Here is a 22,580-nt window from a genome sequence, read left to right as displayed (position 1 = left end):
TACGCCGGGTCGGCTCAGCGGTGTTCCTGGATGCGGAGCATGTTGCCCGCGGGGTCCCGCACGGCACAGTCCCGGATGCCGTACGGCTGGTCGGCCGGCTCCTGCACGATGTCGGCGTCGGCGGCCACCAGCCGGTCGAAGGTGCCGTCCAGGTCGGGGGTGGCGAGCACGATGCTGGCGTACGTGCCCTTGGCCATCATCTCGGCGACGACGCGGCGCTCGTCGTCGGTGATGCCGGGGTCCAGGGCGGGCGGGCTCAGCACGATGTTCGTGTCCGGCTGGCCCTTCGGGCCGACGGTGAGCCAGCGCATCTTGTCGTGGCCCACGTCGTTGCGCAGCTCGAAGCCGAGGGTGTCGCGGTAGAAGGCGAGGGCGGCCTCGGGGTCGTCCTGCGGGAGGAAGCTGGCGTGAATGCTGATGTCCATGGCCGTCACGCTAGCCGTGGCCCGGAAACCGCGCTTCTCGATTCCTGACCGGTCTGGTGACCACCTTGACCACGCAGGTCGGCAGCCCTTCCGTCGCCCGCGCGGCCTCGGTCCGGTACACGCTCGGCGGCATCCCGACCAGCTCGCTGAACCGCGTGCTGAACGTCCCCAGCGACGAGCACCCCACCTCGAAGCACACCTCGGTCACGCTCAGGTCCCCGCGCCGCAGCAACGCCATCGCCCGCTCGATGCGCCGCGTCATGAGATAGCTGTACGGCGACTCCCCGTACGCCGCCCGGAACTGCCGGCTCAGATGCCCCGCCGACATGCTCACCCCCCGGGCCAGCGCCTCCACGTCCAGCGGCAGCGCGTACTCCCGGTCGATCCGGTCCCGCACCCGCCGCAACAACCTCAGCTCCCGCAGACGCGGCGCCTCACCGGACAAGTCCCTCATCCTGAGATCGTGCCACGGGACCCGCAGCGGAAAGGGGGCTTTGCCCCTGCCCCTCCGGTGCCACGCCCCTACAACCCCACGATCGCGTTCCACCGCCGCGAGAACTCCGCCCGTTCCGTCGGCCTCATGTCGCGGGCTATCGCCAGGCGGCGGCGCATCGTGGGGGTGGGGAAGATCAGGGGGTTGGCGGCCAGGGCGGCGGTGTCCTCGTCGGTGCTGTCGGCCAGGATGTGCTGGGCGGCCGGGACCGGGCAGACGTAGTTGACCCAGGTGGCGAGTTCCGCGGCGACCGACGGGGTGTAGTAGTAGTCGATCAGGCGCTCGGCGTTGGCCTTGTGGGTGGCCAGGTCGGGGATCATCAGGGAGTCCGACCAGAGTTCGGCGCCCTCCTCGGGGACGACGAAGCGGATGTGCGGGTTGTCGGCCTGGAGCTGGATGACGTCGCCGGAGTACGCCTGGCAGGCGAGGACGTCGCCGCTGACCAGGTCCTTGGTGTAGTCGTTGCCGGTGAAGCGGCGGATCTGGCCGCGGCGGACCTGGCGTTCCACCTCGTCGCACATGGTGTGGAAGTCGTCCGGCGTCCAGCGGGTGATGTCCACGCCGTTGCCCTGCATGAGCAGCGCGTACGCCTCGTCCATCCCGGACAGCAGCGTCACCCGGCCCTTGAGGTCGCCTGCCCAGAGGTCCCGCACGTTCCGGATCTCACGGCCGAGGCGGCGGCGGTCGTAGGCGATGCCGGTGATGCCGGACTGCCAGGGGACGGTGAACATGCGGCCCGGGTCGAAGGCGGGGCGGCGCAGCAGCGGGTCCAGGTACTTCGCGACGTTCGGCTGCCCGGCGCGGTCCATCCGCTGGACCCAGCCGAGGCGGACGTACCGCGCGCACATCCAGTCGCTGATGACGATGAGGTCCCGGCCCGTGGGCCGGTGGTTCATCAGGGCCGGGCTGATCTTGCCGAAGAACTCGTCGTTGTCGTTGATCTCCTCGGCATAGGAGACGGAGATCCCGGTGCGCTTCTCGAAGGCGTCCAGTGTCGGCCGCCGGTTCGGGTCGTCGTCATCGGTGTCGATGTACAGCGGCCAGTTCGACCAGGCCAGGCGGTGGTCGGTGGCGGACCGGTCGGGGGTGGACCGGTCGCCGGGGCGTACGTACGCCGAGGGCACCCCGCACCCGGCGAGCGCGCCGAGCGCGGCGGTGCCCCCGAGGGCCCGCAGGACGGTCCGGCGGGAGGGGGCGGAGCCACGAACAGAGGTGTGAAGCACTCCGAAAGTGTGCCGCCCCGCCCGCCGGACGGACAATCGGGGCTGGTCAGGAGTCCAGCGAGGTCATCACGTGCTTGATCCGCGTGTAGTCGTCGAACCCGTACGCCGACAGGTCCTTGCCGTAGCCGGACTTCTTGAAGCCGCCGTGCGGCATCTCCGCGACCAGCGGGATGTGGGTGTTGATCCACACGCAGCCGAAGTCCAGCTTCTTGGACATCCGCATCGCGCGACCGTGGTCCTTGGTCCACACCGAGGAGGCGAGCGCGTAGTCGACGCCGTTGGCCCACTCGACGGCCTGGTCCTCGTCGGTGAAGGACTGGACGGTGATGACCGGTCCGAACACCTCGTTCTGGACGATCTCGTCGTCCTGCTTGAGGCCGGAGACGACGGTCGGGGCGTAGAAGTAGCCCTTGTCGCCGACCTGGTGGCCGCCCGACTCGACCTTGGCGTGCGCGGGGAGCCGCTCGATGAAGCCGGCGACCTGCTTGAGCTGGCTGGGGTTGTTCAGCGGGCCGTAGAGCACGTCCTCGTCGTCCGGCTGCCCGGTCTTCGTCTCGGAGGCGGCCTTGGCGAGCGCGGCGACGAACTCGTCGTGGATGGACTCCTGGACGAGGACGCGCGTGGCGGCGGTGCAGTCCTGGCCGGCGTTGAAGAAGCCCGCGACCGAGATGTCCTCGACGGCCTTGGGGATGTCGGTGTCCTCGAAGACGACGACCGGCGCCTTGCCGCCCAGCTCCAGGTGGACCCGCTTGAGGTCCTTGGACGCCGACTCGGCGACCGACATGCCCGCGCGCACCGAGCCGGTGATGGAGGCCATGGCGGGGGTGGGGTGCTCGACCATCATGCGGCCGGTGTCGCGGTCGCCGCAGATGACGTTGAAGACGCCCTCGGGCAGGACCGAGCCGATGATGTCGGCGATGAGGACCGTGGAGGCGGGCGTGGTGTCCGAGGGCTTGAGGACGACCGTGTTGCCCGCGGCCAGCGCCGGGGCGAACTTCCACACGGCCATCATCATCGGGTAGTTCCACGGCGCGACCTGCGCGCAGACGCCGATCGGCTCGCGGCGGATGATCGAGGTCAGGCCGTCCATGTACTCGCCGGCCGAGCGGCCTTCGAGCATCCGGGCCGCGCCCGCGAAGAAGCGGATCTGGTCGACCATCGGCGGGATCTCCTCGGAGCGGGTGAGCCCGACGGGCTTGCCCGTGTTCTCCACCTCGGCCGCGATGAGTTCCTCGGCCCGCTCCTCGAACGCGTCGGCGATCTTCAGCAGGGCCTTCTGCCGCTCGGCGGGGGTGGTGTCGCGCCAGGCGGGGAACGCCTTGGCGGCCGCGTCCATGGCGGCGTCCACGTCCGCCTGCCCGGACAGCGGCGCGGTCGCGTACACCTCACCGGTGGCGGGGTTGACCACCTCGGTGGTGCGTCCGTCGGCGGCGTCCCGGAACTCACCGGCGACATAGTTCCGGAGTTTGCGCAGCCCACGCGGCTCGGTGCTCACTGCCGGCCTCCTGATCTGGTTCGAGGGTTCGAGCTGTCCCGGCCTCCGGGAGACAGCGCGGCTGTCCGGAGGCTGAGACAAGCCAACCCTAGTCGGGACACCCGCGTTTTCAACACCCCCACCACCATCGGTCCTGCGAAATCCGCACACTGCGGGCTCGTAAACAACGAATTTCATCGATCGAGCCTTGCGAAACTGTCGAGGTGTCGTGCACAGTGAGGACGTGGCCAGCCGAAGCACAGAACACAGGGACTCCGCCCGCGAGTCCAGGAGCGGAACCCCCCAGTTGGACGCCGTCTCCCTCGCCATCATCGAGCAGCTCCAGGAGGACGGCCGCAGGCCCTACGCCGCGATCGGCAAGGCCGTCGGCCTCTCCGAGGCGGCCGTGCGCCAGCGCGTGCAGAAGCTGCTCGACCAGGGCGTGATGCAGATCGTCGCCGTCACGGACCCGCTCACCGTGGGCTTCCGCCGGCAGGCGATGGTCGGAGTCCATGTCGAGGGCGACGTGGAGACGGTCGCGGACGCGCTGAGCGCCATGTCGGAAGTGGAGTACGTGGTCATGACCGCGGGCTCCTTCGACGTCCTCGCCGAGATCGTCTGCGAGGACGACGACCACCTGCTGGACGTGATCAACCGGCGCATCCGGGCCCTGCCCGGCGTCCGCTCCACCGAGAGCTTCGTCTATCTCAAGCTCAAGAAGCAGACCTACATGTGGGGAACCCGATAACCGTGACGCAGAAGGACCTCAGCCGCACCGCGTACGACCACCTGTGGATGCACTTCACCCGCATGGCCTCGTACGAGAACTCGCCCGTGCCGACCATCGTCCGGGGCGAGGGCACCCACGTCTTCGACGACAAGGGCAAGCGCTACCTCGACGGCCTCGCGGGCCTGTTCGTCGTCCAGGCCGGGCACGGCCGGGTGGAACTGGCGGAGACCGCCCTGAAGCAGGCCCAGGAGCTGGCCTTCTTCCCGGTGTGGTCCTACGCCCACCCCAAGGCGATCGAGCTGGCCGAGCGGCTGGCCGGCTACGCTCCCGGCGACCTCAACAAGGTCTTCTTCACCACCGGCGGCGGCGAGGCCGTGGAGACCGCGTGGAAGCTGGCCAAGCAGTACTTCAAGCTGGTCGGCAAGCCCACCAAGCACAAGGTCATATCCCGCTCGCTGGCCTACCACGGCACCCCGCAGGGCGCGCTGTCCATCACCGGCCTGCCCGCGCTGAAGGCCCCCTTCGAGCCGCTCGTGCCGGGCGCGCACAAGGTGGCGAACACCAACATCTACCGCGCCCCGGTCCACGGCGACGACCCGGAGGCGTTCGGCCGCTGGGCCGCCGACCAGATCGAGCAGCAGATCCTCTTCGAGGGCCCGGACACGGTCGCCGCGGTCTTCGTCGAGCCGGTGCAGAACGCCGGCGGCTGCTTCCCGCCCCCGCCCGGCTACTTCCAGCGGGTGCGCGAGATCTGCGACCAGTACGACGTGCTGCTCGTCTCCGACGAGGTCATCTGCGCCTTCGGCCGCCTCGGCACGATGTTCGCCTGCGACAAGTTCGGCTACGTCCCGGACATCATCACCTGCGCCAAGGGCATGACCTCGGGCTACTCCCCGATCGGCGCGACCATCGTCTCCGACCGGATCGCCGAGCCCTTCTACCGCGGCGACAACGTCTTCCTGCACGGCTACACCTTCGGCGGCCACCCGGTCTCCGCCGCGGTCGGCCTCGCCAACCTCGACCTGTTCGAGCGCGAGGGCCTGAACCAGCACGTCCTGGACAACGAGGGCGCCTTCCTGCGCACCCTCCAGAAGCTGCACGACCTGCCGATCGTCGGCGACGTCCGCGGCAACGGCTTCTTCTACGGCATCGAGCTGGTCAAGGACAAGAACACCAAGGAGTCCTTCGACGCCGACGAGATCGAGCGCGTCCTGTACGGCTTCCTCTCCAAGGCCCTGTTCGACAACGGCCTGTACTGCCGCGCGGACGACCGGGGCGACCCGGTGGTCCAGCTCGCCCCGCCGCTGATCGCCAACCAGGAGACGTTCGACGAGATCGAGCAGATCCTGCGCGCGACCCTGACGGAGGCGTGGCAGAAGCTCTGAGCACACCCCGGGGCGAGCCCCGGACCGGCCCCGGCGCCGCCCGTTCGAGTGAGAACGGCGGCCCGGGGCCGCGTGCTGTCCCGCCCTCCCGCCGACCGCTGCCTAGCGTGCCAGTGACCGATCGGCCCGGTCTTCGTTCCCCCGAACAGGGGACACGGACACGGGAAAAACGGATCAGAACCGAGGTGTACGCCATGGAGGCTCCGCCGGACAACGACGTGCTCTGGGCACGCTCCCTGCACTACAGGTATCCCGACGGCTCCCCCGGCGTCGCCGGCGTCTCGCTCGGCGTGCGGGAGAGCGAGATCCTCGCGGTCGGCGGCCCGCGCGGCAGCGGCAAGACCACCCTGCTGCGCTGCCTGTCCGGGCAGGTCAGGGTGGACGAGGGCGAGGTGTGGTTCAACAGCTCCCCGGTGCACACCCTGGGCCCGATGGCCCGCGAGAGGCTGCGCCGCGACCGGTTCGGCTGGATCGACCCGGCCCCGGCGCTCGTCCCGGAGCTGAACGTCTGGGAGAACGCCGCGCTCCCGCTGATGCTGCGCGGCACCGGCCGCCGCCGCGCCAAGGTGGCCGCGATGGAGTGGCTGGAGCGGCTGGACGTCGGCGACAAGTCCAGGAAGCGCCCGCACGAACTGCTCCAGGCCGAGCGCCAGCGCGTCGCCATCGCCCGCGCGCTGGCCCCGGGGCCCACGGTGCTGTTCGCCGACGAGCCGACCGCGCCGCTGCACCGCGCCGACCGCGGGCACGTGCTGCGCACGCTCACCACAGCGGCCCGCTCGCACGGCATCACGGTCGTCCTCGCCACCCACGACCCGGAGACCACGGCCCTGGCCGACCGCACGGTCTCGCTGCTGGACGGGCGGCGCGTGAAGACCGTGCACCTGCCCGACAGCCCGGACACGGAAGGCCGGGCGGCGTGCTCGCTCTCCGTCTGACCCGCGCGGCCCGGCCCGCCGTCCAGTTGCGCCGCCTGCTGGTCGCGGCCGCCTCGGCGGGCACCGGGTTCCTGCTGCTCGGCTCCCTCGGCTACGCGCTGGACCACCCCGGCACCCCGGGCGCGGCGGCGCTGCGCCTGGCCTGGTGCGTGGTGCCGCTCGCCGCGACGGTGTACCTGGCGCGGGCGGTGGCCCGTACCGACCCGGGCACCCGGCCCCGGCCGGGGCTGTCGGCGGTGGGGCTCGGGCCCGGCCGTCTGATGGCGGTCTCCGCGCTGACCACCCTGCTCTCCTGCACACTTGGCTCGCTGGTCGCGCTGCTGTTCTTCCTGCATCTGCGGGGCGACCTGACGGGCATGCCGTTCGACGGGAAGGGCGCGCAGTTCCTCGCCGCGGACCGGCGTCTCCCGGTCGCGGCCGCGCTGACCCTGCTGGCGCTGCTGCCGGCCGTCGCGTCCGCGGCGGTCGCGCTGGGCCTGCGTCCCAGGGACCCGCGCCGGCCGGCCGCGAAGCGCCGTTCCCCGATGTCCTTCGGCGCCCGCCGGCACACCGTCACCCGCGCGGCCGAGACCCCGGAGGAGGCGCCCGCGGAGGTCGCCGCCGAGGAGGCGGGCTGGTCGGACGTGCTGACCGTCGCGCCGCCGCCCCGCGAGGCCCCGGCGGGCTTCCCGTGGGGGGTCGCCGCCCTGGCGGCCGGTCTCGCCGTGCAGGCGTACGCGAACCGGGCGGCCCCGGCGTCCGTGCTCGCGCTGCCCGTGGAGGGCGCCGCGGTGCTGGGCGGCTGGCTGCTCACCGCGCTCGGGCTGGTGCTGGCAGCGCCCGGCCTGACCCACCTGTGCGGGCGGGTGCTGCAGTCGGCGCAGCCGGGCGCGCTGCGGCTGCTGGCGGGGCGGGTGCTGATGTCCGAGGCCACCCGCATCGGACGCCCGCTCGGCGTGGTCTGCGCGGTGACGTCGGCCGCGCTCGCGACGACCGCGATGTACGACCGGCCGGCCGCCGCCTTCGGGCCGCTGTCCACGGTGGCCACGGCGGTGGTGGGCGGTTGCACGCTGGCGACGCTGCTGACGGCCGCCGTGGAGGCCCGCCAGTCCCGCGCCGGCACCACGGCCGCGCTGCTCCGGCTCGGCGCCCCGGCCACGATGCTGCGCGGGTCGGCGGCGCTGCGGGCCGGTGCCCTGATCGCCCTGTTCGTGCCGCTCACCCTGCTGATCGCCTACCTGTCGGTGCTGCCGCCGGCGAAGTGAGCGGAAGGTTTTCGCGGGCCGCCGATGAGTTTTCCGGCGGCCCGCCGTCTGTACCGGTGAACGCGGCTCGCACACTTCGGCGCGGCTCGCGCACTTATCGCAGGGGAGAACCCATGTACCAGCAGATGATCTTCGTGAACCTGGTCACCGCCGACGTGCCCGCCACCCGGAAGTTCTACAGCGACCTGGGGTACGGCATCAACGAGCAGTTCAGCGCGGACGAATGCGTCAGCGTGGTGATCAGCGACACGATCGTGGCGATGTTCCTCACGCCCGAGCACTACGGCCGCTTCACGGGGAAGAAGATCGTGGACTCCCGCACCTCCAGCGAGACCCTGCTCTGCCTGAGCGCCGAGAGCCGCGAGAAGGTGGACGAGCTGGTGGAGAAGGCCGTCGCGGCGGGTGGCACCTCGCACGGCGAGACGCAGGACCACGGCTCCATGTACGGCCGCGCCTTCGACGACCTCGACGGCCACACCTGGGAGGTCATGTGGATGGACCCCGCCGCTATCCAGGGGTGATCCTTCCGGTATGACACCGGGCCGGATCATCTTCCTCAACGGCACGTCGAGTTCCGGGAAGTCGAGCATCGCGCGCGAGCTGCTCGACATCCTGGACGACGGCGTCTTCTTCCACCTGTCCGTGGACGACTTCAACTCGATGCGCACGCGGCGGGAGCTGGCCCCGCGGGAGTTCGACGCCGCGCTGCGCCGGACCCGTCTCGGCTTCCACCGCTCGGTCGCGGCGATGGCCGAGGTGGGCAACGACCTGGTGGTGGACCACGTGCTCAGCGAGCCGTGGCGGCTCGCGGACTGCCTGACCGTGCTGCGGCCCGAGGACGTCCTCTTCGTCGGCGTCCACTGCCCGCGGGCCGAGCTGGAGCGGCGCGAGCGGGCGCGCGGCGACCGCGAACCGGGCCTCGCCGCCCAGCAGTACGACCTGGTGCACCGCCACGGCGACTACGACCTGGAGTGCGACACCGGTACGGCGAGCCCGCACGAGTGCGCCGAGCGGATCAAGGCGTTCCTCCCCCACCGGCCGTCCCCGACCGCCTTCAGCCGCCTGCGGGTCCGGTACTCCGCCGAAGGGTGAAGACACCCCCTAGCATGTGCGGATGTCTCCGATACCCAGGCCGCACGAGGTCGCCCCGGACCACGAGATCGAGTCGCTGGCGGAGTTCGACGCCGTCGTCACCGCGCACGGGACGCTCGCCCGGTTCCGGGTGCAGGCCGTCGACCTGACCGGCCGTACGGACGACCTGCTCACGCTGGACACCGCGGGCGCCGTCTTCCTGGGGTGCCCGATGGACCCCGGCGCGGCCGCGCACGTCACCGCCGCCGGCGCCCTGGTGTTCCCGCCGGTGCCGGGTCTGCCCTTCGATCCGTACCGCGGACTCACCTACACCCCGGACGAGTTGTTCGCCTCGCTGGCGGACGGGTACGAGGCGACGCCGGACGCGCGGGCGTACGAGTGGTTCCGGCGGACCAGGTCCGACGGCGACATCCTCGCCTCCATGCTGCGCGCGGTGCACGACGACTCCGTCTCCGACGCCCTGGACGAACTCCTGGACGGCGCCCGGGTGGTGGGCGTGATGGGCGGCCACGCGATGGAGCGCGGCACCGAGGCGTACGCGGGCGCGGCCCGGCTCGGGCGCGAACTGGCCCGCTCCGGGCACATGGTGGCGACCGGGGGCGGTCCCGGCGCGATGGAGGCGGCGAACCTCGGCGCGTACGCGGCGCCGTTCGAGGACGGGATGCTGGGCGAGGCGCTCGGCATCCTGGCCAAGGCGCCCTCGTTCACCCCGTCCGTGACGGACTGGGCGAGTGCCGCCTTCGAGGTGCGCGAACGCTGGCCGGACGGCGGGGAGTCGGTGGGCATCCCGACCTGGTTCTACGGCCACGAGCCGCCCAACGCGTTCGCCTCGCACGTGGGCAAGTACTTCGCCAACGCGACGCGGGAGGACGGCCTGCTGGCCCGCTCCAACGCCGGGGTGGTCTTCCTGCCGGGCGCGGCCGGGACCGTGCAGGAGATCTTCGACAACGCCACCCCCAACTACTACGGCTCGCGCGGGAATCCGACGCCCATGGTGCTGGTGGACGAGGAGCACTGGACGGAGAAGCTCCCCACCTGGCCGCTGCTGCGGGCGTTGGCACGGGAACGGCCGATGGAGTCCCGTATCGCCCTGGTTGGCCGGATCGAGATGGCTTCTGACGCGCTGAAACGTCTCAGCAAGTAATAAGAAGGCAAAGTCAATACCTGTTGACGGCCTACGCATTGACATGCTTATGACGCGCTTATAAACCTGTGTGTCTCGTGGGAGTGCTGGGGCCGGCTTCCCTCCGCCGCTCCAACTCCTCATCAGCCCCCCGCAGTTCTGCACTCAGCAAAGGACATGACTTGTCCATATCCCGCCGTAACGCGCGCCGCTCCGTGCGCATCCTGGGTCTCGCCTCCGCGTCGGCCGCTCTGGTCCTGGGTGTCTCCGGCCAGGCTCTCGCGTGCAACATCAGCGAGTTCTCGGCCGAGGCCACGTGCACGGGCGACAAGGGCCAGATCGTCGTCAAGGACGTCGACCCCTCCGGCCAGAAGGCCACCGTCACGGTCTTCCTGGAGAACAACGGCGCCGACGAGAAGAAGATCGGCGAGCAGGTGGTCACCGGCTCCCGTGAGGGCGCCACGATCACCTTCGACGAGGACTGGAAGCCCGGCGCGGTCTACCGCGTCAGCGTCAACGTCCCCCGCTTCATCAACAACAAGGACATCACGCCCAACCTGACCACCCCGGCCACCGCGTGCAAGAAGGAGGCGCCCACCACCCCGAGCACGCCCGCCTCCGAGTCCGCCAAGCCGTCCCCGTCGGTGACCGAGCCGGCCGGGGAGAGCGCCGCCCCGTCCGCCTCGGCGTCCGAGAGCAGCGCCGCCGCGCCCGCCTCCGAGGCCCCGAGCAACGCGCCCTCCGCGGCGATCGGTGACTCCAACCTCGCCGAGACCGGTGCCAACTCCAACACCGGCCTGATCGCCGGTGTCGCCGGTGCCCTCGTCGTCGTCGGCGGCGGCGCGGTGTACTTCGGCATGCGCCGCCGTGGCGCGAAGAGCGGCAGCTGACGCCCCCGCCCACCGGCACGACAGCGGCCCGTCCCCGTCTCGCACGGGGGCGGGCCGCCGTCGTACGCGCGCGGTGTCAGCCGAGGACGACGATCTCCGCGGCGTCGAACTCCACCCCCACCTCGGCGCCGGCCTCCGGCGCCTCGCGCAGCGGGCAGGCCGCCTCCAGATGCGGGCCGCCGTCGCGGGGCCGGAGCCGGAGCGCCACATGGGTGCCCCGGAAGGTGCGCGCGCCCACCGTGCACGGCAGGCCCTCACCGGCGGCCACGAGCCGCACCCCGGTGGGCCGGACCAGCAGTTCCCCGGTGCCCTGCGGCGAGCCCTCGGGCACCGGCAGCTTGCCCCAGGGGGTGTCCGCCGCCGTCCCGGTCACGCCCGCCGGGACCACGTTCTCGAAGCCCAGGAAGCGCGCCACGAACGCGTCGGCCGGCCTGCTCCACACCTGAACCGGGGTGCCCGACTGGGCGATCCGGCCGTCCCGCATCACCACGACCCGGTCGGCCAGCGCGAACGCCTCGCCCTGGTCGTGGGTGACGGCGAGCACCGTGGTGCCCAACCGGCCGAACAGCTCCCGGAGTTCGACCACCAGCCGCTCCCGCAGCGAGCGGTCGAGCTGTCCCAGCGGCTCGTCCAGCATCAGCAGCCTCGGCCTGGGCGCGAGCGCCCGCGCGAGGGCCACCCGCTGCTGCTCGCCGCCCGAAAGGCCGGCCACCGCCCGCCGGGCCGAGCCGGGCAGGCCGACCAGCTCCAGCAACTCCGCTACCTCCGCGTCCCGTTGCCGCTTGGGCATGCCGTGCATGCGGGGTCCGAAGGCGACGTTCTCGCCGACGTCCCGCTGCGGGAAGAGCTGATGGTCCTGGAACATCAGCCCGACCCCGCGCCGGTGCGCGGCCACGCCCCGCTGGTCGCGGCCGTCGAGCGACACCCGGCCCGAGTCCAGCGGCTGCAGCCCGGCCACGCCGCGCAGCAGGGTCGACTTGCCGCTCCCGCTCGGCCCGAGCACGCACACCACCTCGTGCTCGGCGACATCGAGGTCGACCGCGTCCAGCACGGGCCGCCCGCCGAGACGGACCGTCGCCTCCGTAAGGCGCAGCAGCATCAGAACTCCCCCGTCCGGTCGGTGCGCAGCCGCTCCAGCAGGAGCAGCGCGGCCGCGCAGACCACCATCAGAATCGTGGAAAGGGCCATCGCCTGGCCGTAGTTCAGCTCTCCCGGCCGGCTCAGCAGCCGGGCCACCGCCACCGGGAGCGTCGGGTCGTCGGGGCGGGCGATGAACACGGTGGCCCCGAACTCGCCGAGCGACACGGCGAACGCGAACCCGGCGGCGACCAGCAACGCCCGCCGCACCAACGGAAGATCGACCTCCCGCCACACCCGCCAGGGCGAGGCCCCGAGCACGGCGGCCGCCTCCCTGAGCCGGGTGTCCACCGCCCGCAGCACCGGCAGCATGGTCCGGACGACGAAGGGTGCGCCGACCAGCGCCTGGGCGAGCGGGACCAGCAGCCAGGACTGGCGCAGGTCCAGCGGCGGTTCGTCCAGCGCGATCAGGAACCCGAAGCCGACGGTCACGGCGGAGACGCCGAGCGGCAGCATCAGGAGCGCGTCGAACCCGCGCACCAGCCGTCCCGCGTCCCGGCGGGCCAGCGCGGCGGCGGCGAGCCCGCCGACGGCCAGCGCGATGCCGGTGGCGGCGGCCGCGTACTCCAGCGAGGTCCACACCGCGTGCAGCGGCGCCACCAGGAACGTACCGCCGTCGGCGTCGGTGAGCGCCCGGTAGTAGCCGAGGTCCGGGGCGTCCAGCGAGCGGCGCACCAGCACGGCGAGCGGCAGCACCAGCAGCACCGCGACGGTGGCGAGCACCCCGCCGAGCAGCGCCCGCTGTCCGGCGCCGCGCGGACGGCGCGCGGTGACCGAGGCGTCGACCAGGCGCAGCGCGGTCTCGCGCCGGCGCACGGTCCAGGCGTGCACGGCGAGGATCGCGCCGACCGCGGCGAACTGCACCAGGGTGAGGACGGCGGCCGTGGTGAGGTCGAAGACCTCGGAGGTCTGGCGGTAGATCTCCACCTCCAGGGTGGAGAAGGTGGGTCCGCCGAGGATCTGGACCACGCCGAAGGAGGTGAAGGTGAACAGGAACACCATCAGCGCGGCGGCGGCCACGGCGGGCGCCAGCGCGGGCAGGGTGACCTGCCGCCAGGCGCGCAGCGGGGACGCGCCGAGCATCCGGGCGGCCTCCTCCTGCCGGGGGTCGAGCTGCCCCCAGAGCCCGCCGACGGTACGGACGACGACGGCGTAGTTGAAGAAGACGTGCGCCAGCAGGATCGCCCACACCGTGGTGTCCAGGCGCAGGCCCCACAGCTCGTCCAGCAGTCCGCCGTGGCCGACCAGGGCGAGGAACGCGGTGCCGACGACCACCGTGGGCAGGACGAACGGCACGGTGACCACGGCCCGCAGCACCTGTTTGCCGGGGAACTCCAGCCGGGCGAAGACGTAGGCGGCGGGCAGCGCGATCAGCAGGGTGAGCGCGGTGGAGGCGACCGCCTGCCAGGTGGTGAACCACAGCACGTGCCGGATGTCGGAGCGGCCCAGCACCTCGGCGAACCGCCCGAGGTGCCAGGTGCCGTCCGTCTTGAGCCCGCGCGCCGTGATCGCGGCGACGGGCCAGGCGAAGAACAGGGCGAAGAACGCGGCGGGCAGGGCCATGAGCCCCAGCCGCGCCGCGCTCCGGCGGCCACGCCGTCCGGCCGCCCCGGCTACTTCAGTACGAGCGACGTCCACGAGCTGACCCACTGGTCGCGGTTGGCGGCGATCCTGCCGGGCGCCATGACGGCCGGGTCCTCGGCGGCGGGCCCGTACTCGGTGAACTCGGCGGGGACCTCGGCGTCCTTGATCACCGGGTACACGAACATGTTCATCGGCATGTCCTGCTGGAACTCCCTGGTGAGCAGGAAGTCGATGAACGCCTTGCCGCCCTCGGCGTTCTTCGCGTTCTTCAGCAGCCCGGCGAACTCGACCTGCCGGAAGCAGGTGCCCTGGGCGACGCCGGTGGGGGCGGTCGCCGGCTTCTTCTTGGCGTAGATCACCTCGGCGGGCGGCGAGGAGGCGTACGAGACGACCAGCGGCCGGTCACCGCCCGCCTTCCTGCCCTCGGAGGAGCCGGAGAACTCCTGGTAGTACGCCTGCTCCCAGCCGTCGACGACCTTGACGCCGTTGGCCTTGAGCCTCTTCCAGTACGCCTCCCAGCCCTTGTCGCCGTACCGCGCGGCACTGCCGAGCAGGAAGCCCAGGCCGGGCGAGGAGGTGGCGGCGTTCTCGGTGACCAGGAGGTTCCTGTACTTCGGGTCGGCGAGGTCGGCGAAGGTGTGCGGCGGCTTCAGCTTGTGCTCGGTGAAGTACGCCTTGTCGTAGTTGACGCAGACGTCGCCGTGGTCGACCGGCGTGACCCGGTGCTTGGCGCGGTCGAGCTGGAAGGCGGGGTCGGCCTGGTCGAGGCCCTTGGCCGCGTACGGCTGGAAGAGGCCGTTGTCGAGGGCGCGGGAGAGCAGGGTGTTGTCGACGCCGAAGAAGACGTCTCCCTGCGGGTTGTCCTTGGTGAGGACCGCCTTGTTGACGGCCTGGCCGGCGTCGCCGTCCTTCAGGACGCGCACCTTGTAGCCGGAACGCTTCTCGAAGTCCGCGATCACGTTCTTGGACGCGGCCCACGAGTCGTGGCTGACGAGGGTCACGGTCTTGGTGTCCGCGGCCCCCTCGGTGCCGGTCGACCCGCACGCGGAGAGCGTGAGCAGGCCGAGGCCCGCCGCCGCGGCCACGAAGGTCTTGGTGTGCACTGATGGTCCTCCTGGGGTGGGCCAGGAAGAGACGCGGCCCTGCCCGGTCTCCGCGCGGGAGGCCGGGCAGGGCACAACAGCTTGAGTGATGACCGAACTTCCTACCCAGAATGACCTGGGCGAGGTTCAGAGGGTCTGCGGCCTGGTTGCCGCACTCTCAGCGCTGTGGCGCTCCCCTGTCGGAATATGCAGATGTATGACCGTATGAAGTTGTGCTGACCGGCCCAGGTTACCGCTCGGTGGCCGCGAGCTGACCACACGCCCCGTCGATCTCCTGACCGCGGGTGTCGCGGACGGTCACCGGCACGCCGTGCGAGGCGATGGCCTCCACGAACGCCTTCTCGTCCTCGGGACGGGAGGCGGTCCACTTGGAGCCGGGGGTGGGGTTGAGCGGGATGAGGTTGACGTGCACCGGCCGGCCCTTGAGCATCCGGCCGAGCCGGTCGCCGCGCCAGGCCTGGTCGTTGATGTCCCGGATCAGCGCGTACTCGATGGACAGCCGGCGCCCGGACTTCTCCGCGTACTCGAACCCGGCGTCCAGCACCTCGCGCACCTTCCACCGCGTGTTCACGGGGACGAGGGTGTCGCGCAGTTCGTCGTCGGGGGCGTGCAGGGAGATCGCCAGACGGCACTTGAAGCCCTCGTCGGCGAAACGGTGGATCGCGGGCACGAGACCGACCGTCGAGACGGTGATGCCGCGCTGGGACAGCCCGAGGCCGTCCGGGGCGGGGTCGGTGAGCGCCCGGATGGCCCCCACGACCCGCTTGTAGTTGGCGAGCGGCTCGCCCATGCCCATGAAGACGATGTTGGAGAGCCGCGCGGGCCCGCCGGGCACCTCGCCGTCCCTCAGCGCCCGCATGCCGTCCACGATCTGGTGCACGATCTCGGCGGTGGACAGGTTCCGGTCCAGCCCCGCCTGCCCGGTCGCGCAGAACGGGCAGTTCATCCCGCACCCGGCCTGGCTGCTGATGCACATGGTGACCCGGTCCGGGTACCGCATCAGCACCGACTCGACCAGCGTGCCGTCGAACAGCCGCCACAGCGTCTTACGGGTGGTGCCCTGGTCCGTGGCCAGATGCCGGACCACCGACATCAGCTCCGGGAACAGCGCCTCCCGCAGCTTCTCCCGCGAGCCGGCCGGGATGTCCGTCCACTGCTCGGGGTCGTGCGCGTACCGCGCGAAGTAGTGCTGCGAGAGCTGCTTGGCACGAAACGGCTTCTCCCCCGCCTCGGCGACGGCGTCCTTCCGCTCGGCAGGCGAAAGATCAGCGAGATGCCGCGGCGGCTTCTTGGCTCCGCGGGGGGCGACGAAAGTGAGTTCTCCGGGCTTGGGCATGGTGGTACCAGTGTCGCAGATCGACTTGGGTGGCCTGGTCCGCGCGCTCGTGCCCCAGAGGCGCCGCATCACCGAGGGCGTCGACCACCTGGCAGCACCCGGTCACGGGACGTCGATCTGCCAGGCGATGACACCCGTGGAGCCTTCAGCCGCATCGGCGTCGATGCGTACCCGCCCGGACGCCGTGATCCGCTGCCGCACGATCGTCCGATCGCAGGGCACCTCGGTGTTGGCACCGGGGCTCGCGGGGGTCACCGTGACTCGGGCGCCGCCTCAGATACGAGGCGCCGCCTCAGATACGAACGGACCCCGCCCTCCATGACGGAGAGCGGGGCCCGAGGACCGTGCGGCGGGGTTCAGGACCCCACGAACGCCACCAGCAGCAGCCACACCACCGGGGCCGTCGGCAGGAGGGAGTCCAGGCGGTCCATGATTCCTCCGTGGCCGGGGAGGAGGGTGCCCATGTCCTTGATGCCCAGGTCGCGCTTGATCATGGACTCGCCGAGGTCGCCCAGCGTGGCGCTGACCGCCACCGCGAAGCCCAGGATCAGGCCCTGCCACCAGGCGCCGTCGTCGATGAGGAACTGCATGCACAGCGCGCCCGCGACCATGGCGAACGCCACCGCGCCCATGAGGCCCTCGCGGGTCTTGCCGGGGCTGATGCGCGGAGCGAGCTTGTGCTTGCCGAAACGCCAGCCGACCGCGTAGGCGCCGGTGTCGCTGACCACGGTGAGGAGCAGGAACGTCAGCACCCGCCAGGCGCCGTCGTCGGCGGTGAGCATCATCGCCACGAACGTCGCCAGGAACGGGACGTAGAACGCGGCGAAGACCCCCGCCGTGACGTCCTTCAGATAGCCGTCCGGCGGCTGGGTCATCCGCCAGACCAGGACCGCGAGCGCGGTGAGCGCCATGGCGACCCAGGCGCCCTCGGCGCCGCGCGCGTACCCCGCGACCACCATCGCCGCACCGCCGACCGCGAGCGGCACCAGGGGTGCCCTGATCCCCTTGCGCTCCTGCAGCCGGCTGGTCAGCTCCCACAGACCGACGACCACCGCGACGGCGACCACACCGACGAAGACGGCCTTGACGACGAAGAGCGAGGCGATGATCACCACGCCGAGTCCCACGCCGACGCCTATGGCCGCGCTCAGGTCGCGGCCCGCGGTCTTCTTCGGCGCGGGGGCCGGCTGCGGGGAGTCGGGCATCGGGTCGTCGTCCTGGTCTCCGCCATACGCGGGTACGTCGGGCACGCTGGGCATGGGGCGAGTCTGCTGCGCCTCGGGCGCATCGTATGCGGGACCCGCCGTGGCAGCCCCCTGGACAGGCCCACCCGCGGTGGGCCCCCAGTACCCGGCCTGCCCCGCCTGCGGCGGCGCCCCCCAGGAAGAGTCGCTCATCAGACTTCGAGCAGCTCCGCTTCCTTGTGCTTGAGAAGCTCGTCCACCTGCGCCACGTACTTGGCGGTCAGGTCGTCGAGCTCCTTCTCGGCGCGCCGGCCCTCGTCCTCGCCGACCTCGCCGTCCTTGATCAGCTTGTCGATGGCGTCCTTGGCCTTGCGGCGCACGGAACGGATCGAGACCTTGGCGTCCTCGGCCTTGTGCTTGGCGACCTTGATGTAGTCGCGGCGGCGCTCCTCGGTCAGCTCGGGGAACACCACACGGATGATGTTGCCGTCGTTGCTGGGGTTGACGCCCAGGTCCGAGTCACGGATCGCCTGCTCGATGTTGCGCAGCGCGCTCTTGTCGAACGGGGTGACCACGGCCATGCGCGGCTCCGGAACGGAGAACGAGGCCAGCTGGTTGATCGGCGTCGGGGCACCGTAGTAGTCGGCCACGATCTTGTTGAACATCGCCGGGTGCGCACGGCCGGTGCGGATCGCGGCGAAGTCCTCCTTGGCGACCACGACGGCCTTCTCCATCTTCTCCTCGGCTTCGAGGAGGGTCTCTTCGATCACCACTTGCTCCTGCGTGTCTTGAGTAAGGCCCGGCTGCGGTCCCCGATCGGGCGGCGGCCGGCTGCGTCGCGTCTGCTTCCTGCACGGTTCCCGACCGGCAGGACATTGTCCATCCCCCGGCCGGGGCGCGTCCCGTCCGTGCCCCGGACGGGGTCGCGCCCGTAAGGCGGGGTCGCCGGTCAGTCCCGGCTGCCCTGGTCACCCACGAGTGTGCCGATCTTCTCACCCTTGACGGCCCGAGCGATATTGCCCTCCGCCAGCAGCTCGAAGACGAGGATCGGCAGGCTATTGTCGCGGCACAGGGTGACGGCGGTGGCGTCGGCGACCTTGAGGTCGCGGGTGATGACCTCGCCGTAGCCGAGCGCGTCGAACTTGACGGCGTCCGGGTGGGTCTTGGGGTCGGCGTCGTAGACACCGTCCACGCCGTTCTTGCCCATGAGCAGAGCCTCGGCGTCGATCTCCAGGGCGCGCTGGGCGGCGGTGGTGTCGGTGGAGAAGTACGGCATGCCCATTCCGGCGCCGAAGATGACCACGCGGCCCTTCTCCAGGTGGCGCACGGCACGCAGCGGGATGTACGGCTCGGCGACCTGGCCCATGGTGATGGCGGTCTGCACGCGGCTGTCGATGCCTTCCTTCTCCAGGAAGTCCTGGAGGGCGAGGCAGTTCATCACGGTGCCGAGCATGCCCATGTAGTCGGAGCGGGCGCGGTCCATGCCGCGCTGCTGCAGCTCCGCGCCGCGGAAGAAGTTGCCGCCGCCGATCACGACCGCGATCTCGGCGCCGTCGCGCACCACGGCGGCGATCTCGCGGGCGATCTTGTGCACCACGTCGGGGTCGACGCCGAGGCCCCCGCCGCCGGAGAAGGCCTCTCCGGACAGCTTCAGCAGAAACCGGCCGCGCACTTTGCCGTCGTCGCTCTTCTGGGCCTTGGTGGTCATGGAGATCCCGCCTCTTTCACGTGTTGCACATACGAAGAAGGCCATTGCCGATGGGGTCGCTTCAAGCTCCCATGCGCGGCAATGGCCTCCTCGTCAGATCTGCTGCCGTCCGCCACTGGCTCACGGATGGCGGTCTGCGCGGACGACTGCTGTCGACCCTATCGGGGTCGCGCGTCGATCGCGGTACGGACTCAGATGCCGACCTTGATGCGCGAGAAGCGCTTCAGGGTGACACCGGCCTCGTCCAGCACCTTCTGGACCGACTTCTTGTTGTCCAGGGCGTACGGCTGACCGAGCACCGTGGCGTCCTTGAAGAAGCCGTTGAGGCGACCCTCGACGATCTTGGCGATCGCGGCCTCGGGCTTGCCCTCGGCGCGGGTGGTCTCCTCGGCGATGCGACGCTCGGACTCGACGACCTCGGCCGGCACGTCCTCCTTGGCGAGGTACTTCGGCGCGAAGGCGGCGATGTGCTGGGCGATGCCCTTGGCGACGTCGGCGTTCGGCTTGTCCAGCTCGACGAGGACACCGATCTGCGGGGGCAGGTCGGGCATCGTGCGGTGCATGTACGCGCTGACGTAGCCGTCGGTGAACTGCGCGAAGCGGTCCAGGACGATCTTCTCGCCGAGGTTGGCGTTGGCCTCGTCCACGAACGCCTGGACGGTCTTGCCGGGCTCGATCTCGGAGGCGAGGAGCGCCTCGATGTCGGCCGGGGCGGTCTTGACGACGTGCTCGGCGATGGCGTTGGCCACGGCCTGGAACTTGTCACCCTTGGCGACGAAGTCCGTCTCGCACTTCAGCTCGACCAGGACACCGGCGGAGTTGTCCTCGGCGATGATGGAGACCACGGCGCCGTTCTCGGCGGAGCGGCCCTCACGCTTGGCGACGCCCTTCTGGCCCTTGATGCGCAGCGCCTCGACGGCCTTGTCGACGTTGCCCTCGGCCTCGTCCAGCGCCTTCTTGCAGTCCATCATGCCGGCGCCGGTGAGCTCACGGAGCTTCTTGACGTCGGCGGCGGTGTAGTTCGCCATGAGTCTGTGAGTCTTTCTGGAAGTCTTGGGAGATCGGAGATCCGCACGGGCCCGCGACCGGCGGTCGGCCGGGTCGCGGGCTTCGTGTCGGGCTACGGATGACGGACGGGGGCGGGGTTCATGCCGCCCCCACCGTCAGCTCCGGTGTCAGGCCTGCTCGGCCTTGGGGGCCTCGGCCTCGACCTCGGCGGCAGCCTCTTCGACGGCCTCGGAGACCGGGGCGTCGGGGGCCGGGGACTCGGCGGCGATCTCGACGGCCTCGGCGGCCTCGTCGGCCTTCTTCTCGCCCTCGAGCAGGTCGCGCTCCCACTCGGCCAGCGGCTCGGCCGCGGCCTTCTCGCCCTTGTCACCGGTGGCGACGCGCGAGCGGGAGATGAGGCCCTCGGCGACGGCGTCGGCGATCACGCGGGTGAGCAGGGTGACGGAGCGGATCGCGTCGTCGTTGCCCGGGATCTTGTAGTCGACCTCGTCGGGGTCACAGTTGGTGTCGAGGATGGCGACGACCGGGATGTTGAGCTTCCGGGCCTCGCCGACCGCGATGTGCTCCTTCTTGGTGTCCACGATCCAGACGGCGCTGGGCACCTTCTGCATCTCGCGGATACCACCGAGGGTCTTCTCGAGCTTGGCCTTCTCGCGGGAGAGGACCAGCAGCTCCTTCTTGGTCAGACCGGAGGCGGCGACGTCCTCGAAGTCGATCTGCTCGAGCTCCTTGAGGCGCTGCAGACGCTTGTAGACGGTCGAGAAGTTGGTGAGCATGCCGCCCAGCCAGCGCTGGTTGACGTAGGGCATGCCGACGCGGGTGGCCTGCTCCGCGATGGCCTCCTGCGCCTGCTTCTTCGTGCCGACGAACATGACCGTGCCGCCGTGGGCGACGGTCTCCTTGACGAACTCGTAGGCGCGGTCGATGTACGACAGCGACTGGAGCAGGTCGATGATGTAGATGCCGTTGCGCTCGGTGAAGATGAAGCGCTTCATCTTCGGGTTCCAGCGACGGGTCTGGTGACCGAAGTGGACGCCGCTCTCCAGCAGCTCCCGCATCGTGACGACGGCCATGGCCATCTCCTTGAGTTTCTCGGTTGTGCCGCGTCCGCCGGACGGCGGTCGCGCCTGACGCCCGCGGTGCGCCGTGCCGCGAAGGACCGAGGGGCGCTTGTACGGACCCTGTGACGGGCCTCGTACCGGGGCGTGCGAAGTCGACCCGGTGACCCGGATCGCCAGAAGAAGTGTACGGGACGGCCGGGGTACCGGGTGACGCCCCTGTCCACAACCGGCCGGTTGTCCACAGGCCCGCCCGCGATCCGCCGAGGAACGGCAGGGTTCCGGCATGCGAGAACTGGTGTGCCGTGCCACGAACTGGGCTGTCCTGCCCCTGCTGTTGACCTTGACGATGCTGACGCCCCTGGCCCGGGCCGGCCCTCCCCGCGAGGAGGGGGCGCCTGCCGGGCGGGTGCCCGCCGTGGCCCGGTTCTGGCCGGTGGGGACGCGTCCGGCGGTGCTGCGCGGCTGGGAACCGCCGGCCACGGCGTACGCCGCCGGGCACCGGGGCGTGGACCTGGCGGCCACGCCGGGCGCCCCGGTGCGGGCGGTGGCGGCGGGCCGGGTGTCCCACGCGGGGCGGGTGGCGGGGCGGGGTGTGGTGTCGGTGCGGCTGGCGGGGACACCGCTGCGCACGACGTACGAACCCGTGCGCGCGGCGGTGGCGGAGGGCGCGGAGGTACGGGCCGGGGAGGTGGTGGGGACGCTGGAGGGCGGCGGGGCGCACTGCCCCGGCACCTGCGTGCACTGGGGGCTGCGGGACGGCGGGACCTACCTCGATCCGCTGTCGCTGCTGCCGCCGTGGCTGCTCGGCCGGGGTCCGTCCCGGCTGCTGCCGGTGCTCGGCGTCCCGGTGCCGCCCGGCTGAGCGGTGTCAGCCCCGGACGCCGCGCAGGGCCATGGCGACCGCCGCCTCGGTGATCGCCTCGGGATGCTCGGCCGCACCGAGTTCGATACGGCGCACGGCCGCGTCGACGACGCCCTGGAGCAGCATCGCGGCCAGCCGGGGCTGCTCGTGCCCGAGTCCGGCCAGCGCCTCGACGATCATCGCGACGAGCCCGCCGTGCGCGGCGCGGATCTTCTCCCGCGCCCCGGCGTCCAGCTCGCTCGCGGAGATCGCCACGACGGCCCGGTGCCGCCGGTCACCGACCAGGGCCAGCTGCCGGCGCACATACGCCTCGACCTTTCCCTCGGCCGAGGGCTCCGCCGCCATCGCGGCCTCGACCTCCGCCGCCCAGACGGGGAAGTCGACCTCGCACAGCTCCTCGACCACGGCGCCCCGCGACCGGAAGTACTCGTACACCGACGACCGGGCCAGGCCCGTGCGCTCCGCCAGCGCGGGGAAGGTCAGCGCCTCCGTCCCGCCCTCGGACAGCAGGGTGCGGGCCGCGTCCAGCAGGGCGGCTCTCTGCATCGACCGGTGCTCGGCCACGGAGGCCGCTCGAATCCTT

At 71.3% G+C, this 22,580-nt stretch carries 24 protein-coding genes and 1 riboswitch; of the genes, 9 read left to right on the top strand and 15 right to left on the bottom strand.

From position 1 onward, the window contains the following. Positions 1–14 precede the first annotated feature (14 nt). From ABZ898_RS03230 to ABZ898_RS03215, 4 genes are all read right to left on the bottom strand, one after another. Positions 15–425, bottom strand: coding sequence for a VOC family protein (locus tag ABZ898_RS03230; RefSeq protein WP_361652161.1), 411 nt, complete (start codon positions 423–425; stop codon positions 15–17). Between the two features lie 10 nt (positions 426–435). Beyond that, positions 436–879, bottom strand: coding sequence for a helix-turn-helix transcriptional regulator (locus tag ABZ898_RS03225; protein ID WP_361652159.1), 444 nt, complete (start codon positions 877–879; stop codon positions 436–438). A 68-nt stretch (positions 880–947) separates the two neighbouring features. Beyond that, complete coding sequence (locus tag ABZ898_RS03220; RefSeq protein WP_361652157.1) at positions 948–2,141, bottom strand: extracellular solute-binding protein; 1,194 nt, start codon at positions 2,139–2,141, stop codon at positions 948–950. 46 nt (positions 2,142–2,187) lie between these two features. Beyond that, complete coding sequence (locus tag ABZ898_RS03215; protein ID WP_361652155.1) at positions 2,188–3,636, bottom strand: gamma-aminobutyraldehyde dehydrogenase; 1,449 nt, start codon at positions 3,634–3,636, stop codon at positions 2,188–2,190. 208 nt (positions 3,637–3,844) lie between these two features. Here ABZ898_RS03215 and ABZ898_RS03210 point away from each other — a divergent pair, with 208 nt between their 5' ends. From ABZ898_RS03210 to ABZ898_RS03175, 8 genes are all read left to right on the top strand, one after another. Continuing rightward, complete coding sequence (locus ABZ898_RS03210; protein WP_361652153.1) at positions 3,845–4,363, top strand: Lrp/AsnC family transcriptional regulator; 519 nt, start codon at positions 3,845–3,847, stop codon at positions 4,361–4,363. A 2-nt stretch (positions 4,364–4,365) separates the two neighbouring features. Further along, positions 4,366–5,730, top strand: a complete 1,365-nt coding sequence (locus ABZ898_RS03205) for an aspartate aminotransferase family protein (RefSeq protein WP_361652151.1) — start codon at positions 4,366–4,368, stop codon at positions 5,728–5,730. A 194-nt stretch (positions 5,731–5,924) separates the two neighbouring features. Beyond that, a complete protein-coding gene (locus tag ABZ898_RS03200) occupies positions 5,925–6,665 on the top strand; it encodes an ATP-binding cassette domain-containing protein (protein ID WP_361652149.1) in 741 nt (246 codons plus the stop codon). After that, on the top strand, positions 6,647–7,909 hold the full coding sequence (locus ABZ898_RS03195; protein WP_361652147.1) for a hypothetical protein: 1,263 nt from the start codon (positions 6,647–6,649) through the stop codon (positions 7,907–7,909). The genes ABZ898_RS03200 and ABZ898_RS03195 overlap by 19 nt, the downstream gene beginning before the upstream one ends. A gap of 113 nt (positions 7,910–8,022) precedes the next feature. Next, positions 8,023–8,430: a VOC family protein gene (locus tag ABZ898_RS03190; RefSeq protein WP_361652145.1), complete on the top strand. Its 408-nt coding sequence runs from the start codon at positions 8,023–8,025 to the stop codon at positions 8,428–8,430. A 10-nt stretch (positions 8,431–8,440) separates the two neighbouring features. Beyond that, positions 8,441–9,001: an AAA family ATPase gene (locus tag ABZ898_RS03185; RefSeq protein WP_361652143.1), complete on the top strand. Its 561-nt coding sequence runs from the start codon at positions 8,441–8,443 to the stop codon at positions 8,999–9,001. A 22-nt stretch (positions 9,002–9,023) separates the two neighbouring features. Next, positions 9,024–10,145 (top strand): Rossmann fold nucleotide-binding protein, encoded by a 1,122-nt coding sequence (locus ABZ898_RS03180; protein ID WP_361652141.1) that lies wholly within the window; start codon positions 9,024–9,026, stop codon positions 10,143–10,145. Positions 10,146–10,306: 161 nt separating this feature from the next. Next, the gene (locus ABZ898_RS03175) at positions 10,307–11,014 is read left to right on the top strand and encodes an LAETG motif-containing sortase-dependent surface protein (RefSeq protein ID WP_361652139.1); all 708 of its coding nucleotides are present in this window, start codon (positions 10,307–10,309) and stop codon (positions 11,012–11,014) included. A gap of 76 nt (positions 11,015–11,090) precedes the next feature. On the opposite strand, the gene ABZ898_RS03170 is transcribed toward ABZ898_RS03175, so the two are convergent. From ABZ898_RS03170 to rpsB, 10 genes are all read right to left on the bottom strand, one after another. After that, entirely contained in the window at positions 11,091–12,113 is a 1,023-nt protein-coding gene (locus ABZ898_RS03170; protein WP_361652137.1) for an ABC transporter ATP-binding protein, read from the bottom strand. Then, positions 12,113–13,714: an iron ABC transporter permease gene (locus tag ABZ898_RS03165; RefSeq protein WP_361652135.1), complete on the bottom strand. Its 1,602-nt coding sequence runs from the start codon at positions 13,712–13,714 to the stop codon at positions 12,113–12,115. Before ABZ898_RS03165 ends, ABZ898_RS03170 begins: the two co-directional genes overlap by 1 nt. 50 nt (positions 13,715–13,764) lie before the next feature. Continuing rightward, positions 13,765–14,838, bottom strand: a complete 1,074-nt coding sequence (locus tag ABZ898_RS03160; protein ID WP_361652133.1) for a thiamine ABC transporter substrate-binding protein — start codon at positions 14,836–14,838, stop codon at positions 13,765–13,767. A gap of 80 nt (positions 14,839–14,918) precedes the next feature. Next, positions 14,919–15,026: riboswitch (TPP riboswitch) on the bottom strand. A 41-nt stretch (positions 15,027–15,067) separates the two neighbouring features. After that, positions 15,068–16,174 carry a 23S rRNA (adenine(2503)-C(2))-methyltransferase RlmN gene (gene rlmN / locus ABZ898_RS03155; RefSeq protein WP_361652131.1) on the bottom strand — a complete coding sequence of 369 codons (1,107 nt, stop codon included), beginning with the start codon at positions 16,172–16,174 and terminating at the stop codon, positions 15,068–15,070. 102 nt (positions 16,175–16,276) lie between these two features. After that, entirely contained in the window at positions 16,277–16,429 is a 153-nt protein-coding gene (locus tag ABZ898_RS03150) for a hypothetical protein (RefSeq protein ID WP_361652129.1), read from the bottom strand. A 101-nt stretch (positions 16,430–16,530) separates the two neighbouring features. After that, positions 16,531–17,571, bottom strand: coding sequence for a phosphatidate cytidylyltransferase (locus ABZ898_RS03145; RefSeq protein ID WP_361652127.1), 1,041 nt, complete (start codon positions 17,569–17,571; stop codon positions 16,531–16,533). Then, positions 17,571–18,128, bottom strand: coding sequence for a ribosome recycling factor (gene frr / locus ABZ898_RS03140; RefSeq protein ID WP_026248385.1), 558 nt, complete (start codon positions 18,126–18,128; stop codon positions 17,571–17,573). The genes ABZ898_RS03145 and frr overlap by 1 nt, the downstream gene beginning before the upstream one ends. A gap of 179 nt (positions 18,129–18,307) precedes the next feature. Next, entirely contained in the window at positions 18,308–19,066 is a 759-nt protein-coding gene (pyrH, locus tag ABZ898_RS03135; RefSeq protein WP_361652124.1) for a UMP kinase, read from the bottom strand. A 191-nt stretch (positions 19,067–19,257) separates the two neighbouring features. Beyond that, a complete protein-coding gene (gene tsf, locus ABZ898_RS03130) occupies positions 19,258–20,094 on the bottom strand; it encodes a translation elongation factor Ts (protein WP_361652122.1) in 837 nt (278 codons plus the stop codon). Positions 20,095–20,241: 147 nt separating this feature from the next. Further along, a complete protein-coding gene (gene rpsB, locus ABZ898_RS03125) occupies positions 20,242–21,147 on the bottom strand; it encodes a 30S ribosomal protein S2 (protein WP_361652120.1) in 906 nt (301 codons plus the stop codon). A gap of 334 nt (positions 21,148–21,481) precedes the next feature. On the opposite strand from rpsB, the gene ABZ898_RS03120 reads away from it, so the two are divergent. Beyond that, a complete protein-coding gene (locus ABZ898_RS03120; RefSeq protein WP_361652288.1) occupies positions 21,482–21,997 on the top strand; it encodes a M23 family metallopeptidase in 516 nt (171 codons plus the stop codon). Positions 21,998–22,003: 6 nt separating this feature from the next. Here the strand turns inward: ABZ898_RS03120 and ABZ898_RS03115 are convergent, their stop codons facing one another. Next, positions 22,004–22,561, bottom strand: coding sequence for a helix-turn-helix domain-containing protein (locus ABZ898_RS03115; protein ID WP_361652286.1), 558 nt, complete (start codon positions 22,559–22,561; stop codon positions 22,004–22,006). Between the last annotated feature and the right edge of the window lie 19 nt (positions 22,562–22,580).

This window comes from Streptomyces sp. NPDC046860, assembly GCF_040645115.1.
Classification (GTDB): Bacteria; Actinomycetota; Actinomycetes; order Streptomycetales; family Streptomycetaceae; genus Streptomyces.
This window is presented reverse-complemented; position numbering and strand designations above follow the sequence as displayed.

What these genes read in the sequence shown, in the direction of transcription:
- ABZ898_RS03230 (WP_361652161.1), bottom strand. Translation starts at nt 425, where the DNA reads ATGGACATCAGCATTCACGCCAGCTTCCTCCCGCAGGACGACCCCGAG.
- ABZ898_RS03225 (WP_361652159.1), bottom strand. Translation starts at nt 879, where the DNA reads ATGAGGGACTTGTCCGGTGAGGCGCCGCGTCTGCGGGAGCTGAGGTTG.
- ABZ898_RS03200 (WP_361652149.1), top strand. Translation starts at nt 5,925, where the DNA reads ATGGAGGCTCCGCCGGACAACGACGTGCTCTGGGCACGCTCCCTGCAC.
- ABZ898_RS03190 (WP_361652145.1), top strand. Translation starts at nt 8,023, where the DNA reads ATGTACCAGCAGATGATCTTCGTGAACCTGGTCACCGCCGACGTGCCC.
- ABZ898_RS03185 (WP_361652143.1), top strand. Translation starts at nt 8,441, where the DNA reads ATGACACCGGGCCGGATCATCTTCCTCAACGGCACGTCGAGTTCCGGG.
- ABZ898_RS03180 (WP_361652141.1), top strand. Translation starts at nt 9,024, where the DNA reads ATGTCTCCGATACCCAGGCCGCACGAGGTCGCCCCGGACCACGAGATC.
- ABZ898_RS03170 (WP_361652137.1), bottom strand. Translation starts at nt 12,113, where the DNA reads ATGCTGCTGCGCCTTACGGAGGCGACGGTCCGTCTCGGCGGGCGGCCC.
- ABZ898_RS03165 (WP_361652135.1), bottom strand. Translation starts at nt 13,714, where the DNA reads ATGGCCCTGCCCGCCGCGTTCTTCGCCCTGTTCTTCGCCTGGCCCGTC.
- rlmN (WP_361652131.1), bottom strand. Translation starts at nt 16,174, where the DNA reads ATGCCCAAGCCCGGAGAACTCACTTTCGTCGCCCCCCGCGGAGCCAAG.
- ABZ898_RS03145 (WP_361652127.1), bottom strand. Translation starts at nt 17,571, where the DNA reads ATGAGCGACTCTTCCTGGGGGGCGCCGCCGCAGGCGGGGCAGGCCGGG.
- pyrH (WP_361652124.1), bottom strand. Translation starts at nt 19,066, where the DNA reads ATGACCACCAAGGCCCAGAAGAGCGACGACGGCAAAGTGCGCGGCCGG.
- tsf (WP_361652122.1), bottom strand. Translation starts at nt 20,094, where the DNA reads ATGGCGAACTACACCGCCGCCGACGTCAAGAAGCTCCGTGAGCTCACC.
- rpsB (WP_361652120.1), bottom strand. Translation starts at nt 21,147, where the DNA reads ATGGCCGTCGTCACGATGCGGGAGCTGCTGGAGAGCGGCGTCCACTTC.
- ABZ898_RS03120 (WP_361652288.1), top strand. Translation starts at nt 21,482, where the DNA reads ATGCTGACGCCCCTGGCCCGGGCCGGCCCTCCCCGCGAGGAGGGGGCG.